Genomic DNA, 16,144 nt, shown 5'->3' on the forward strand with positions numbered 1-16,144 from the left:
ATCCTTTCTTTTGTTCCAATGCCAAGTCACTTAATTTCCGATATCAAGTGACTTCGCTCCAAGCAGAATCGTTATTGCTCGTAGCTTCTCTCTACGTGAACTTCTTCAACCAATTCACGAACAATAGCGGTTGCGAAACAACCTGCATCGAGAGAGAACTTAAGAGTGACATTATCTTCGTTCACTTCCCAAGTTAAACCCATCGGCTTCAACGAAGCTTCACGGCGATCATGGCGCATACGGTTGCCACAAATCAGAGCCATTAGATCCGGTTCAGCATCAAGGTGTTTCTGCTCTAAAGCTTGAGACGCATCAGTCGTCGGTAGCGCATTATCTCCAGCCAAAGCAACGGTAATAAACGCAGAACCGTTCGCGATATCTTGATTTACCGTTTCGATATTGTCTGCCGTCACAGCTAATTGAGCGCCGTTTTTAACGACGATATCGCCAACCAATGCCGACGCAAACGCATCTTGCTCAATACGGTCAGAAAGGATTAAGTTGTAGATCCAAGAACGAGCAGCAGAGAGGTACAAGCTGCGCTTATTTTGATTACGCGTGCGAACGTTTTCACGACCCCAACGACGAGCTTCAGATAAGTTGTTACCTTCATTACCGAAGCGCTGAGCACCAAAGTAATTTGGCACGCCTACCTGAGCAACTTTTTCTAAACGCTTTACCACATCATCGCAGTCCGTTACTTCAGACAAAGTCAGTTCAAATTGGTTGCCAATTAAATCGCCTGGACGCAACTTTTTGTTGTGACGAGCTGTCGCCAAGATCTCGATGCTTGGGTATTGTGCGAGAAAAGCTGAAAAGTCAGGTTCACCTTTTGGTAGATGCACACTCAACCACTGTTCTGTCACAGCATGACGGTCTTTCAAACCAGCCCAGCTCACGTCTTTCGACTTAACACCACACGCTTTAGCCAGTTCGTTTGCTACGAAGCTCGTGTTCTCACCAGTTTTACGAATACGCACCATTAGGTGCTCGCCTTCACCAGTAAACTCAAAACCCAAGTCTTCATTAACGACAAAGTGTTCGGCTTTTGCTTTTAGTTTTGCTTTCGCAGTTGGTTTACCGTTTAGGTAAGCCAATGAAGATAAAATATCTGACATGCTGTTCTTTTCGTGTTGGTGCTTACGCACTTTTAGTAATTAGGACCACCGCTTCACATGCGATGCCCTCTTTGCGACCTGTAAAACCTAAACGCTCAGTAGTCGTGGCTTTTACATTCACATTGCTAATGCTTGTTTCTAAATCTTGAGCAATGGCTTGGCACATAGAGTCTATATGAGGAGCCATCTTTGGAGCTTGCGCCATGATAGTAATATCAGCATTACCAATCACATAACCTTGCTCTTTTACTCGACGATAAACATCTTTAAGTAATTCGCGGCTATCTGCGCCTTTCCATTCATCATCCGTATCAGGGAAATGACGACCAATATCACCCGCTGCAATTGAACCCAGTAAAGCATCGCATAATGCATGCAGGGCAACATCACCGTCTGAGTGTGCGATAAGACCCTGTTCATAAGGGACGCTCACGCCACCAATAATTACCGGGCCTTCACCACCAAATTTGTGTACATCAAAGCCATGGCCAATACGAATCATCATTATTCCTTATTCTGACTTAAATAAAACTCAGCCAAAGCCAAATCTTCAGGCTGAGTAATCTTAAAATTATCTGAACGTCCAGCAATCAGTGCTGGTGATAAACCTTTCCACTCAAACGCAGACGCTTCATCGGTAATTGAAACACCTTGCTGCAAGGCTTCACTCAAGACTTTCCGTAAAGGCTTAGATCGGAACATCTGAGGGGTAAGCGCATGCCAGAGATCGACGCGATCGACCGTGTGTTCAATTTGTCCTTGAGCACCGCGTTTCATTGTATCGCGAACAGGCGCCGCTAAAATTGCGCCAACATCATGGGTCATAGCACCAGAGATCAGTTTATCGATATCGCTCAATTGGATACAAGGCCTAGCGGCATCATGCACCATCACCCAATCACTGAGTTGCTGTTGGGCAATATAGTCCAGAGCAGAAAGCACCGAATCGGCTCGTTCCGTCCCGCCGGACACTCTGATCACCTGCGGATTAAGGTTAAGCGGTAATTCAGGGTAATAGGGATCATCATCACTGACCGCTACCACGATTTTAGACACCTGAGGATGAGACAACAGTTTCTCAACGGTGTGCTCTAAAATCGTTTTACTGTGAATTTGAAGATATTGTTTGGGACGGTCGGCCTTCATTCGGCTGCCAACACCCGCAGCGGGGACCACTGCAATAACGCTTTGAAGTTGGTTCGACATTAATGAGATTCCTCACCAATAATACGATAAAACGTTTCGCCTTCTTTCACCATTCCAAGCTCATGACGTGCGCGCTCTTCTATCGCGTCTAAGCCTTGGCGTAGATCGTCGATTTCCGCAAACATCTCAGCATTACGAAGATGAAGCTTTTCATTTACTTGCTGCTGAACTTGGATTTCGTTGTTCACACCGTAGTAATCAGAAATACCATTTTTACCGAGCCACAGTGTGTGTTGTAGCCAGCCAAACACTATGAGCAGTACTAAAGCAAAAATTCGCATAACACCTTTCGCCGGTTGAAAAAGAAGGAACTAGAATAAGGCACATATATACCATAATGAGCTTATTGGTGCGAGATATGTGGTGTCAGGGAATCAATAAGTCGGGGAATTATTGTTGTTCGAAACCTGTGATGAGAGTCCCGACTCCCTCCTCCGTCGGCCTATGGAGTCACGTATTAGATAAACCAATACCTGCAAAAGAGAAAGCAACACACATTGCCCAACTGCATCTAACCACGTCATTCCCAAGAAGGAGGAACGACTGAATTGGGAATCTATCACGCTTAACGTAAACAAGGATTCCCTATGCCTTCCTTCGTCAGTCTAGGGAATGACGTATTTTAGGCAAAAAAAACGCCCTACCGAAGTAGAGCGTTTTCAAAAGCGTTAAGCTAATAATTCAGAGTGAATTATTGACCTTTAACTTCTTTAAGACCGTTGAAAGGAGCTTTAGAACCTAGAGCTTCTTCGATACGGATAAGTTGGTTGTACTTAGCAACACGGTCAGAACGGCTCATAGAACCAGTTTTGATTTGACCTGCAGCTGTACCTACCGCTAGATCAGCGATAGTTGCATCTTCAGTTTCGCCAGAACGGTGAGAGATTACTGCAGTGTAGCCAGCGTCTTTAGCCATCTTGATAGCAGCTAGAGTCTCTGTTAGAGAACCGATTTGGTTGAACTTGATAAGGATAGAGTTAGCTACGCCTTTCTCGATACCTTCAGCAAGAATCTTAGTGTTTGTAACGAAAAGATCGTCACCAACGATTTGAAGCTTGTCGCCTAGAAGTTCAGTTTGGTGCTTGAAGCCATCCCAATCTGACTCGTCAAGACCGTCTTCGATAGAAACGATTGGGAAGTTGTTCGCTAGTTCAGCTAGGTAGTGGTTGAACTCTTCAGAAGTGAAAGTTTTACCTTCGCCCTTCATGTTGTAGATACCAGCTTCTTTGTCGAAGAACTCAGATGCAGCACAGTCCATAGCAAGAGTAACGTCTTTACCTAGTTCGTAACCAGCAGCTGCAACAGCTTCTGCGATAACTTCTAGAGCTTCAGCGTTAGATTTAAGGTTAGGAGCGAAACCACCTTCATCACCAACTGCAGTGCTGTAGCCTTTAGACTTAAGAACTTTAGCTAGGTTGTGGAATACTTCAGCGCCGATACGTAGACCTTCTTTAAGAGTTTTAGCGCCAACTGGTTGGATCATGAACTCTTGGATGTCAACGTTGTTATCAGCGTGCTCGCCACCGTTGATGATGTTCATCATTGGTAGAGGCATAGAGAACTGACCAGCAGTACCGTTTAGCTCAGCAATGTGCTCGTATAGAGGCATGCCTTTCGCAGCAGCAGCAGCTTTTGCGTTAGCTAGAGAAACAGCAAGGATAGCGTTAGCGCCAAACTTAGACTTGTTCTCAGTACCGTCTAGATCAAGCATAACTTGGTCAACGTCAGCTTGTGCTTTAGCGTCTTTACCAACTAGAGCGTCAGCGATTGGGCCGTTTACAGCTTCAATTGCTTTAAGAACACCTTTACCTAGGAAACGTGATTTGTCGCCGTCACGTAGCTCAAGAGCTTCGCGAGAACCAGTAGATGCGCCAGATGGAGCAGCAGCCATACCTACGAAACCGCCTTCTAGGTGTACTTCAGCTTCTACAGTTGGGTTACCACGTGAATCGATGATTTCACGACCTAGAACTTTAACGATCTTAGACATTGAATGTTTCCTTCTCGTTGAATATATAAATGTCAAATTTAAAGGTAGCAGCACAACTTACGCAGCTACCTGGATTCCTTTTTACTTTTCTAATTCGCCGCGCTGGAATTCGCCAGCCGCTTTAACGAAACCTGCAAACAATGGGTGACCATCGCGAGGTGTTGAAGTGAACTCTGGGTGGAACTGAGCAGCAACAAACCATGGGTGGTTCGGGTTCTCAATAACTTCAACCAGTTTCTTGTCCGCAGACAGACCCGATACTTTTAGGCCCGCTTTTTCGATTTGTGGACGAAGATTGTTGTTCACTTCGTAACGGTGACGGTGACGTTCATGGATCGTCGCGCTACCGTATAATTCGTAAGCTTTCGTCCCTTTCGCTAGGTGACAAAGCTGTGAACCAAGACGCATTGTGCCGCCTAGGTCTGATTTCTCAGTACGCTCTTCAACTTTACCTTCGCCGTCAATCCACTCAGTGATTAGGCCAACAACAGGGTATTTAGTTTCTTTGCAGAATTCAGAAGAGTGTGCACCTTCCATCTTCGCAACGTTACGAGCGTACTCAATAAGAGCAACTTGCATACCTAGACAGATACCTAAGTAAGGTACTTTGTTTTCACGAGCGTATTGTGCAGCAAGGATCTTACCTTCAACACCACGGTCGCCAAAGCCACCAGGAACTAGGATTGCATCTAGGCCTTGTAGAATTTCTGTGCCTTTAGATTCAACATCTTGTGAATCTACATATTTAATTGTGACACTTAGGCGGTTTTTCAAGCCTGCGTGTTTCAGCGCTTCATTTACTGATTTGTATGCGTCAGGCAGTTCAATGTACTTACCAACCATACCAATCGTCACTTCACCCGTAGGGTTAGCTTCTTCGTAAATTACTTGTTCCCACTCAGACAGATCAGCTTCTGGTGCATTGATACCAAAACGCGTACATACAAGATCATCAATGCCTTGTGCACGGATTAACTGTGGGATCTTGTAGATTGAATCTACGTCTTTCATAGAGATAACTGCTTTTTCTTGTACATTACAGAAAAGAGCAATTTTCTTACGTTCGTTTGCTGGGATAACACGATCTGAACGACAAACTAGGATGTCAGGTTGAATACCAATAGACAGTAGCTCTTTTACAGAGTGTTGCGTTGGCTTAGTTTTCACTTCACCCGCTGCTGCTAGGTATGGCACTAGAGTAAGGTGCATGAACATTGCGCGTTCACGGCCTAGTTCTACTGCTAACTGACGAATCGCTTCCATGAATGGTAGAGATTCAATATCACCTACAGTACCACCAACTTCAACAAGCGCGATATCGTGGCCTTTAGCACCAGAGATTACGCGTTCTTTGATAGAGTTAGTGATGTGAGGGATAACCTGGATTGTTGCACCTAGGTAGTCACCACGACGTTCATTACGTAGAACGTCAGCATAAACACGACCTGCTGTGAAGTTGTTACGCTTAGTCATCTTGGTGCGAATGAATCGCTCATAGTGACCAAGGTCAAGGTCTGTTTCAGCGCCATCTTCCGTAACGAACACTTCACCGTGTTGAGTTGGGCTCATAGTGCCTGGATCAACGTTGATGTAAGGGTCAAGCTTCATCATAGTCACTTTAAGACCACGAGCTTCTAAAATAGCCGCAAGAGATGCTGCTGCAATACCTTTACCTAGAGAGGATACAACCCCGCCAGTAACAAAAATGTAATTTGTCGTCATGTTTAACCTGAAATTGGTTGAATGAGGGAAATGGATTACTTCTGGACGGGATGAAAATATACCAGAAGCCCCTTATCGCCACAACGTGAAATCTATCACACTGCAATTTTTTATTTTTTGCTTCAAATCAATTCATGATAAAAGCTTTGATGATCTTTTCTCCGCCACTTTGACTTCATCCCACATGGAATCAAGCTGTTGTAGAGAAAAGTCGGTCAAAATTTTATCTTGCTGATGAACTTTTTGTTCCACACCTTTAAAGCGGCGTGAGAATTTCAGATTGGCTTTATTGAGAGCCGTTTCTGGATTTTTACCCAAATGTCGCACTAAATTGACGGTAGCAAACAACAAATCACCCAGTTCTTCTTCAACTAAATCTTCATTTGGCGTTACTTGAAGCGCTTCTTCTAGCACCTCATCAACTTCTTCTAAAACCTTGTCGGCGACTGGGCCAATAGAGTCCCAATCAAAGCCAAATTTCGCGACTTGCTTTTGAATTTTTGTAGCACGCGAAAGTGCAGGTAGAGAGTTTGGTATTGAGTCTAGAATACTTTCTTGAGTTTTGCCTGCCTGTGCTTTCTCTTTGGCTTTTTCAGCTTCCCAGTTGGCGTTAATTTCTTCATCACTAGCAAACTCTGTATCAGAAAATACGTGTGGATGACGGCGCGTCAGCTTCTCATTGATACCGTCGACCACATCAGAGAACTCAAACAAGCCCTGCTCTTTTGCTAATTGACTGTAGAAGATCACCTGAAACAACAGGTCGCCCAACTCTTCTTGTAGATTCGGCCAATCTTTGTTGTGAATCGCGTCCACCACCTCGTAGGTCTCTTCGATAGTATGCGGCACAATTGTTTCAAAATTTTGTTTCAAATCCCAAGGACAGCCACCTTCTGGATCGCGCAGCTTAGTCATAATCTGTTCAAGTTGTTCAATCGGGTGATTCATCGTTTTCTTCCTATTCACTGTCTTTGATTTTTAAATTTAAAGCTTCACTAAAACTAAAAGGTACTAGAACTAAAAAAGGTGAGTAGCCAAAACCACTCACCTTTGTTGATACTGTCTAATTCTCTAAATTGCGCATCTTTCACTAAGCAGTTGTTACTTTAACAAGGCAACAAGCTTTCGTGATTCCTGAGCATAGCTCGCCTATGTGATGGAACAAGAAAGCGCAGTTAACGCAGTAAAAGTGACTAATGCAACGTGAAAGTTAGCCTAGGCGTTTAACCGACATGACATCTTTGATTTGTTCTACTCGGCTGGTCACTCGACTCAGAATTTCAATGTTGGTCACTTCCAAATCGAAATCCATCACCGATAGCTGACGTTTATAGTCAATACGGCTCTTCATTGTCGTCACACTGACTTTTTCGTTTAAGAACAGGGATGTGATGTCTTTCAACAAGCCGGTACGTTCTAGCGCCTCTACACGCAGTGTTAAAATATACGAGCCTACAAAACCATCGCCCCAGACAGTATCGATGATACGTTCGGGAGCATGCAGGTTAAGTTCACTTAACTGTTCACAATCGCTGCGGTGTACTGAGATACCACGCCCTTGAGTAATGTAACCTTTGATCACATCGCCCGGGATAGGCTGACAACAACGAGCCAAGTGGGTCATTAAGTTATCGACACCTTCAACAACGACAGCATCCTTTTTCGGACGACTCTGATGCGCTGGCTTATTGTCAGACTCAAGCAGCTTCTCTAGCGCTTTCTTATCTTCTTCTTCCGCCGTTGGTTTATTGACCAAAGCATTGATGTGATTAACGACTTGGTTGATACGCAAATCGCCACTACCAATACCCGCATACAATTCATCTGGAGTGTTGACGTTGAATCGTTTCAGCGCGTATTGCTCAGCATCTTTCAGTGTGGCGCCGACTCTGCCTAGCTCGACTTCTAAGATATCTCGTCCAGCTTCGAGGTTTTTCTCACGACTCTGAGCGCGGAACCAAGCGTTAATTTTTGCTCGAGCTCGACTTGAATGAACAAAGCCTGTCGTCGGATTCAACCAATCGCGTGATGGATTCGGTTCTTTTTGAGTGATGATCTCAACTTGATCACCCATCGCCAATTTATGAGTAAACGGAACGATTCGACCTGCGACTTTGGCACCGATACAACGGTGTCCAACCATCGAGTGGATGTGGTAAGCAAAGTCCAACGGTGTTGCACCCATTGGTAAATCGACCACATCACCGCGAGGTGTAAAGGCATAGACACGATCATCAAAGACTTGGCTACGTACTTCATCCAGCATTTCGCCAGAATCCGACATCTCTTCTTGCCAGTCGATAAGCTTACGCAACCAAGTGATTTTCTCATCGTAGCCACTGCGTACGCCGCTAGATGCACCTTCTTTGTATTTCCAGTGCGCAGCAACGCCCAATTCAGAGTCTTCATGCATCTGCTTGGTACGAATCTGAATTTCAATGGTCTTGCCTTCAGGGCCAAGAACTACGGTATGAATCGACTGATAACCATTCGGCTTAGGGTTCGCCACGTAGTCATCAAATTCACTAGGTAGATGTTTATATTTGGTGTGAACCACACCTAAGCCGGCATAACAGTCTTGCAGTTGGTCGGCGATAATACGCACCGCACGCACGTCAAAAAGCTCATCAAACTCTAAGCCTTTTTTCTGCATTTTACGCCAGATACTGTAGATATGTTTTGGTCGACCGCTGACTTCAGCATTGATACTTGAACGGTTCATTTCTGACGTGAGATCATCGACAAAGTCGGTGATGTATTGTTCGCGCACAATACGTCGCTCAGACAGCTGTTTGGCAATCTGCTTGTATGTATCTGGTTGTTGGTAGCGGAAAGCGTAATCTTCAATTTCCCATTTTAGCTGACCAATACCTAAACGGTTTGCAAGAGGCGCATAGATGTTGGCACACTCTTTTGCTGCCGCACGGCGCACAGCATCAGGGGCCTTTTTCACTTCTATGAGGTTACAAATTCGCTCTGCTAGTTTGATGACTACGCAGCGGAAATCATCCACCATTGCCAATAGCATTCGTCGAACATTATCGACTTGACCCGAGGCAGCACTGCCTTCAAGGGTGACATTTAGCTGGCCCAAAGCCGCCATTTCTTCCACGCCATCAATCAGCTTTACGGTTTCCTTTCCGTAACTTTCTTCAAACGCTTCACGCTCAAAAACACCGCTTGATACGACAGGGAAGAGTTGTGCCGCCACTAAAGTAGCGCGATCCATCGACAAGGTGACCAAGATTTCGATCATCTCTCGCCCACGCCAAAGCAAAAGTTCACCTTGCTCGTGATCTTTTAATAGCTCTTCACAGTGACGATAAACTTTGGTCAGTTTATTCGAGGTTTTTGCGTCTTGATTCAGTGACGCAATCCAATTATCTAGCTCAAACTGTTCGCTTGGGTTTAAATGTGCGCTTCGTACCGCAACCATCATGCCTTCCTAGTTATTATGTTTTATACCCAATTCAATATGACTAACTGGTTCCACGTTAGTTCGACTCATATTGATATCGGTGCAAGCTGCCCCGCACCTTTGTAATACATTTTTAAGCCTTATTTAAGGGCTTCTAAGCCTTGATAAAGAGAGCCATCGATTCGAGATGACTGGTATGAGGGAACATGTCCAACATGCCTAGCTTAGCCAATTGGTAGCCTTGTTTTTCTAAGCTCTCTGAATCTCTAGCTAGAGTAGCAGGATTACACGAAACATAAACCACACGCTTCGCTCCTAACCCTGAAATTTGATCAACGATCCCACTCGCTCCGGCACGAGCTGGATCGAGTAAGATTTTATCAAATCTTTCTTTTGCCCAAGGTTGTGAAGACAACTCTTCTTCAAGGTTCGCTTGGTAGAATTCTGTATTGCTTAATTGATTCAAAGCTGCATTAGACGTTGCCTGCTGAACCATTTCATCGACACCTTCAACCCCCACCACAAACGCAGATTGTTGTGCGATAGGCAGACTAAAGTTGCCCAAGCCACAAAACAGGTCGAGCACTCGCTCATCGGCTTGAGGCTCTAACCATTCAATCGCTTGAGTTACCATCTGCTGATTGACCTTTTGATTCACTTGAATGAAGTGGTTTGGCTCAAAAGGTAAGGTTACGCCGGTTTCGCTATAGCTTGGCGTGTCGCCCACTAAACGAATCAACTTGTCAGTTTCTGGCATAGAATACAGCGTAGCGCCTTCTGCCTGAGCCAACTCAATCAAAGATTGCTCATCTTTTTCAACCAAAGGCTTAAGGTGGCGTAGTACCATGACTGGACCAGTATCCCCGATCACTAATTCAACGTGTCCTAAAGAAGTAAGGTTGCTGAAAGTATTCAGTAAACTTTTCAGCTTTGGCAGCAAGATATTGAGACGAGGGTCAAGCACCGCACAATCGGTAATATTTTCAATCTGCTTGCTTTGCTTTTTACGGAAACCAAATTGAAGCTGCTGTGTTTTTTTATCGACAAATAAGCTGATACGCGCACGACGGCGATAACCTGTTTCATCACCAATAATCGGTTCAACAACGTCTGTTTTATCCGTTTGATATTGACTCATCAGATGGCTCAAAGACTGCGCTTTATGTTCTACCTGAGAAGAGTAGCCAAGGTGCTGGAGATGACAGCCACCGCACTGATTAAAATGTTTACAGAAAGGCTTCAAACGCAGTTCGCTTGGCTCCAGTAATTTAATCAGTTTTGCTCGCGCAAATTTACTCTTACTCTCGATGAGCTGAATAACAACCTGCTCACCCGGCAATGCACCATCAATGAAAACAGGCTTATTCTTCTGATAAGCAATCCCTGCCCCATTGTGATCCATTCGTTCAACCAAAACCGATTGGTGCTTGGTCTCGAATTGAGTTTTCTTTTTTGGTTGAAAAAAACGTGCCATTGCTTGTGCCTAATGTATCTTTTAATAAGTAATTTGTATCCAGGACTCACTATTATGCCTTGGAATCATTGTCGAACGTCACGGCTTTGATTAAGCTTACCGTTCACTTAACCGCCATTGTGCGCGTTATTTTCCCATATCCAGACCTCGATGTAATTAAAGAACATGACCAGATATGGCTTAAGAGCCCGTGTAATTACCTTAACTCTAGCTCCAACCCTAATTATTGGGCTGCTATTGAGTGCATTTTTCTCATTTAACCGCTATCAAGACCTTGAGGGTCAGGTGGTTAACACTGGTACTAGCATTATAGAACCGCTTGCGATTGCGAGCGCATCTGGCATGCAACTCGAAAGCCGAGAGTCTGTTCGCCAGCTCATCAGCTATGCGCATCGTAAAAACTCTAACCTTGTGCGCAGTATCGCGGTGTTTGATGATCGCCATGAGTTGTTCGTAACCTCAAACTTCCACCCCGACTTTGAAAGCCTCACTTATCCCAAAGATAAGCCGATACCGCATTTGAGCTCTTCGAACCTGCTCGATAACACGCTGATTCTCAGGACGCCCATCATCGCTGAGGGGCAATACATCAACTCAGCCAACGGGCAATCGCAAGCGAACCAAGCCATTGGCTATATCGCGATTGAGCTCGACTTATCTTCATTGCGATTACAGCAGTATCAAGAGGTGTTCTCTGCTTTCTTGGTGTTGATTCTGGGACTAGGTTTATCGGGCGTGTTTGCGTTCCGCTTAATGCACGATGTAACTCAACCGATCACGCACATGAAAAACATGGTTGACCGGATTCGACGTGGTCACCTCGATGTGCGTATCGAAGGCAAGATGCATGGTGAGCTAGATTCACTGAAAAACGGTATCAACGCGATGGCGGTATCGTTATCAGAGTATCACGTAGAGATGCAACACAGCATCGACCAAGCCACGTCTGATCTACGTGAAACCCTAGAGCAATTAGAGATTCAAAACGTTGAGTTAGACATTGCGAAAAAACGCGCTCAAGAAGCAGCACGTGTTAAGTCTGAGTTCTTGGCTAACATGTCTCACGAATTGAGAACACCGCTCAACGGTGTGATTGGCTTTACTCGTCAGATGCTTAAGACCCACCTATCGACCAGCCAAACCGATTACTTGCAGACCATTGAACGCTCTGCAAATAACTTGCTCAGCATCATCAACGACATTCTTGATTTCTCGAAACTCGAAGCCGGTAAATTAGCGCTCGAGAACATCCCATTTGAATTCCAAGCCAGCCTTGAAGAGGTTGTGAACCTTCAAGCCACCAACGCTCATGAGAAAGGCCTAGAGCTGACCCTTAAAATAGACCCGAAAGTTCCACCAGGCGTGGTTGGTGATCCGCTGCGTATTCAGCAGATCCTAACCAACCTTGTTGGTAACTCAATCAAGTTTACCGAGCGTGGCAATATCGATATCAGTGTTGAACTTCGTTCTCAGACCGAAGACAACATTGAACTTCAATTCATGGTTCGAGACACCGGTATAGGTATCTCAGAACGTCAACAGGCTCAGCTATTCCAAGCCTTCAGCCAAGCAGATGCGAGCATCTCTCGTCGTTATGGTGGTACAGGCCTTGGTCTCGTTATCACACAGAAGTTGGTAAGCCAAATGGGCGGTGAGATCAGCCTCACTAGTCGCCTGCACCAAGGTTCAACCTTCTGGTTTACCTTAAGGCTATCAACGACTGATATGCCAATGACCGAGCTTATCGAAACTCAATGCCTACAAGACAAACAGTTACTGTTGATCGAGCCGAACATGCAAGCGGCATCGATTACTCAGCAGATCCTAACCCAAGAAGGCTTAGTGGTAACGTACCGTTCGGTTATGCCTGACGAATCTACCTCGTATGACTACGTTCTACTTAACTTAGCCGCGAACCAAGAGTACCAACTTGATACCGTCAGTGGTTGGGCGATTGGTGCGAAGAAGATTGCCCAAAACGTAATTATTGGTACGCCAAGTACCGAACTTGCATTGGGTGAACAACTAATGAAAGAGGTCGATGTTCAATGCATTACCAAGCCTCTCTCTCGTAAGAAGCTTCTACAAACTCTGATCTCTAATCAAGCACCAACCTTGATTGCTCCAGCGATTGAAACACACTCAGAAGAGAAGCTACCGTTAACGGTACTGGCGGTCGACGATAACCCAGCCAACCTGAAGTTGATTACTGCGTTATTGAAAGAGCGAGTGGAAACCGTGATCAGCTGTACTAATGGTCAACAAGCGATCGACAAAGCGACTAGCACACCATTTGATATCATCTTCATGGATATCCAAATGCCACAAATGGATGGAGTGACCGCTTGTAAGCACATTAAGAAACTCGCTAACAACGCCAACACACCGATTATCGCAGTGACCGCACACGCCATGATGGGTGAGCGAGATAGACTGCTAGCTGCGGGCATGGATGATTACCTAACCAAGCCTATCGAAGAGCATGTCTTACAGCAGGTTCTGCTTCATTGGAGCCCAGCTTCAGAGGTTGAGCATATCAATAAAATAGACCCTGAACATCCTGCGGTCGCGGTTGAGATAGATAGTAGCCAGCCGCAAGAAACAGAAGCAAACGTGCACAAAAACATCATCATTGATTGGCAGGCCGCAATGAAGCAAGCCGCTAACAAAGAGGATCTTGCACGCGATATGTTGCGAATGTTAGTAGACTTTATCCCTGAGGTTTACGAAGCCGCAGAGAAAGCGATAGAAGACAACGACTTCCCTGTTGAAGAACTGATACATATCATCCACAAGATGCACGGCAGCAGCTCATACAGCGGCGTGCCAAGGCTAAAATCGGTATGTGCAACGATAGAGAAAGAGTTGCGTTCAGGTACTTCCATTGAGGCGATTGAGCCAGAGCTGTTTGAATTGCAGGATGAATTAGATAAGGTTCAGGCAACAGCGATTCATTACTTGCAGCCGATTAACAGTTAAAAGTTAGCGGTTGGTTGAAGGCAGTTAGCAGTTAGCAGTAAATTGAACGCATTCAGATAATAAAAAAGCAGAGCCATGAGCTCTGCTTTTTTTAACTTGAATATTTGGTCAGTGTTAAACAATTTGTTCGCTGCCTAAACACGCTCGCAGTCTAAGCAGACGACTAAACACATGGCTCAGTCCAAAGCTTACGACTCAAGTAATACCGTCGCCACCGCATAGTGGCGTTCATCGGAAATCGTTAGATGAATCGACTTTGTTCCATTCGCCAGTGCGATTTCCTGAGCTTTTTTATGCAAACTCAAAACGGGCTTGCCATGCTCATCGTTCGATATTTCAAAGTCATGAAAGGTCACACCAAGCGCAATGCCCGTGCCAAGCGCTTTCGATGCCGCTTCTTTAGCCGCAAAACGCTTCGCAAGGTAACGCCCTTTTTGCTTAAGCTGCTGGAATACTTCAAATTCAGAATCCGTCAAAATACGTTGAGCGAAAGCCTCACCACTTCGTGATAGTGCTTTTTCTACACGCTCGATTTCTGCGATATCTGTACCTAATCCAACAACAGCCATGTTTACCTTACTATTAAACTTCGATTTATTGATTCTATTGGTTTTTGATTAACCACTTACCACTTACCACTTAACTACTTATTAATTAACTACCTACTAATTAAAAAGTTAAGCGTTGTTACGTGCTGTTTCCATGATTGCTTTCATGTCTGCAACGGCTTTATTCAAACCATCAAACACTGCGCGTCCCATGATCGAGTGACCGATGTTCAGCTCGTAGATCTCAGGGAGTGCCGCAATGGGTGCTACGTTGTGGTAAGTCAGACCATGACCAGCATTGACTGTAATACCTAGATCATCTGCGTAGCTTGCGCCTGCTGCAATCTTTTTAAGCTCGTCTTGCTGATCTTCTTCTGTTTTCGCATCAGCGTAATGACCAGTATGAAGCTCAATAAACGGTGCACCACATGCTTTTGCTGCATCAATTTGCTCACGATCTGCATCAATAAATAGAGAGACCTTTATACCCGCAGCCGACAATTTTTCGGTCGCCGCTTTGATCTTCTCTAGTTGACCGACAACATCTAAGCCACCTTCAGTCGTTAGCTCTTCACGCTTTTCTGGAACCAAGCAAACAAACTCAGGATTGGTATCGAGTGCGATTTGAACCATCTCGTCCGTCACGGCCATCTCAAGGTTCATGCGAGTTTGGATTGTCTCAGCAAGAATGCGTACATCACGGTCAACGATGTGACGGCGATCTTCGCGCAGGTGAATAGTGATGCCGTCAGCACCAGCACGTTCAGCAATTTCAGCTGCGTGTACTGGGTCTGGATATTTAGTACCACGTGCATTACGTAGTGTTGCAATATGGTCGATATTAACGCCTAAAAGGATTGAGCTCATTTTCCAATACTCCGTGCTCTAGAGAGGGCTATTGTTGGCATAAATAGCTCTCTACTTTTTAATGGTTTGCCGCCAAGATACGGCTTTAAGGCTATGCGTGTAAAGCGTTTTGCCGCTTTTAACTGCTCTTTAGTGATAAACCTACGTTCACTGATTGCGATAAGTTCATCGCCCATAAAAGTCAGGTTATCTCGACGCACCGATGCGATAAAACCTTTCTGCTCTCGATAACGATAAGTCATGCTCGGATCAATCGGTTCACCGGTGCCGGCACAGTGTAAAAAGTCGACGCCATACCCCATAGCGGAAAGTAGAGCCAATTCAAAACGACGTAGCGCTGGCTCAGGATTCTCATTATGAGCGAGTTCTGTTAAGGCATGAAGATAGTCATGAAAAAATGCGGGCATGGCCACTTCGGCCATTAACACTCGCCCAACTAATTCATTCACGTACATTGCTGAATACAGATTAATACCGGCAAGAGGAAGCCCCAAGCTGATCGGTTCAGCTTGGCGTAACGTTTTCATTGAACCATTGCCAGACCACTTAAGCAGCAGAGGCGTAAAAGGTTGCAATGCACCTTTCAAATTAGAACGCTTACTCCGCGCACCTTTAGACATCAACGTCACCCTTCCGTACTCTTCACTGAAGACGTCCAGAATTAGGCTCGACTCACTGTATGGTCGACGGTGCAACACAAAGCATCGCTGTAACCCTTCGCTCAATCACTTACCCTTCTTACAGATACAAAAAGAGAGAGTTCGCACTCTCTCTTGTATTTATATTCAATTCAACTTTCTTAATATCAGAAAGTGACGTTCA

13 protein-coding genes are annotated in these 16,144 nt (G+C 45.0%); 1 reads left to right on the forward strand and 12 read right to left on the reverse strand.

Translation table 11 applies throughout. The features are described 5' to 3' along the window. Window positions 1–71: 71 nt before the first annotated feature. From truD to rlmD, 9 genes are all read right to left on the reverse strand, one after another. Entirely contained in the window at window positions 72–1,118 is a 1,047-nt protein-coding gene (gene truD / locus AC3CKG_RS13860) for a tRNA pseudouridine(13) synthase TruD (RefSeq protein WP_065110784.1), read from the reverse strand. 22 nt (window positions 1,119–1,140) lie between these two features. Next, window positions 1,141–1,620 (reverse strand): 2-C-methyl-D-erythritol 2,4-cyclodiphosphate synthase, encoded by a 480-nt coding sequence (gene ispF, locus AC3CKG_RS13865; RefSeq protein ID WP_004735397.1) that lies wholly within the window; start codon window positions 1,618–1,620, stop codon window positions 1,141–1,143. 2 nt (window positions 1,621–1,622) lie between these two features. Next, a complete protein-coding gene (ispD, locus tag AC3CKG_RS13870) occupies window positions 1,623–2,324 on the reverse strand; it encodes a 2-C-methyl-D-erythritol 4-phosphate cytidylyltransferase (RefSeq protein WP_488528496.1) in 702 nt (233 codons plus the stop codon). Continuing rightward, the gene (ftsB, locus tag AC3CKG_RS13875; RefSeq protein ID WP_004735394.1) at window positions 2,324–2,605 is read right to left on the reverse strand and encodes a cell division protein FtsB; all 282 of its coding nucleotides are present in this window, start codon (window positions 2,603–2,605) and stop codon (window positions 2,324–2,326) included. Before ftsB ends, ispD begins: the two co-directional genes overlap by 1 nt. Window positions 2,606–3,015: 410 nt before the next feature. Further along, complete coding sequence (gene eno / locus AC3CKG_RS13880) at window positions 3,016–4,314, reverse strand: phosphopyruvate hydratase (protein ID WP_004735393.1); 1,299 nt, start codon at window positions 4,312–4,314, stop codon at window positions 3,016–3,018. An 81-nt stretch (window positions 4,315–4,395) separates the two neighbouring features. Continuing rightward, a complete protein-coding gene (pyrG, locus tag AC3CKG_RS13885) occupies window positions 4,396–6,036 on the reverse strand; it encodes a CTP synthase (protein ID WP_065606254.1) in 1,641 nt (546 codons plus the stop codon). A gap of 132 nt (window positions 6,037–6,168) precedes the next feature. Continuing rightward, window positions 6,169–6,984, reverse strand: coding sequence for a nucleoside triphosphate pyrophosphohydrolase (gene mazG / locus AC3CKG_RS13890; protein ID WP_488528497.1), 816 nt, complete (start codon window positions 6,982–6,984; stop codon window positions 6,169–6,171). Window positions 6,985–7,246: 262 nt separating this feature from the next. Further along, window positions 7,247–9,472, reverse strand: a complete 2,226-nt coding sequence (relA, locus tag AC3CKG_RS13895; protein WP_029223233.1) for a GTP diphosphokinase — start codon at window positions 9,470–9,472, stop codon at window positions 7,247–7,249. 136 nt (window positions 9,473–9,608) lie between these two features. Beyond that, window positions 9,609–10,928 (reverse strand): 23S rRNA (uracil(1939)-C(5))-methyltransferase RlmD, encoded by a 1,320-nt coding sequence (gene rlmD, locus AC3CKG_RS13900; protein ID WP_102307943.1) that lies wholly within the window; start codon window positions 10,926–10,928, stop codon window positions 9,609–9,611. A gap of 165 nt (window positions 10,929–11,093) precedes the next feature. Here rlmD and barA point away from each other — a divergent pair, with 165 nt between their 5' ends. Next, complete coding sequence (barA, locus tag AC3CKG_RS13905) at window positions 11,094–13,907, forward strand: two-component sensor histidine kinase BarA (RefSeq protein ID WP_102383520.1); 2,814 nt, start codon at window positions 11,094–11,096, stop codon at window positions 13,905–13,907. 188 nt (window positions 13,908–14,095) lie between these two features. On the opposite strand, the gene acpS is transcribed toward barA, so the two are convergent. The 3 genes from acpS to recO form a co-directional block, all read right to left on the reverse strand. After that, window positions 14,096–14,476, reverse strand: a complete 381-nt coding sequence (acpS, locus tag AC3CKG_RS13910; RefSeq protein WP_017108688.1) for a holo-ACP synthase — start codon at window positions 14,474–14,476, stop codon at window positions 14,096–14,098. 108 nt (window positions 14,477–14,584) lie between these two features. Beyond that, window positions 14,585–15,322: a pyridoxine 5'-phosphate synthase gene (gene pdxJ / locus AC3CKG_RS13915; RefSeq protein WP_017108145.1), complete on the reverse strand. Its 738-nt coding sequence runs from the start codon at window positions 15,320–15,322 to the stop codon at window positions 14,585–14,587. Continuing rightward, window positions 15,319–16,047 carry a DNA repair protein RecO gene (gene recO, locus AC3CKG_RS13920; protein ID WP_017108686.1) on the reverse strand — a complete coding sequence of 243 codons (729 nt, stop codon included), beginning with the start codon at window positions 16,045–16,047 and terminating at the stop codon, window positions 15,319–15,321. The genes pdxJ and recO overlap by 4 nt, the downstream gene beginning before the upstream one ends. Window positions 16,048–16,144 lie beyond the last annotated feature (97 nt).

It is taken from the genome of Vibrio sp. QJM3NY_15 (genome assembly GCF_057785995.1).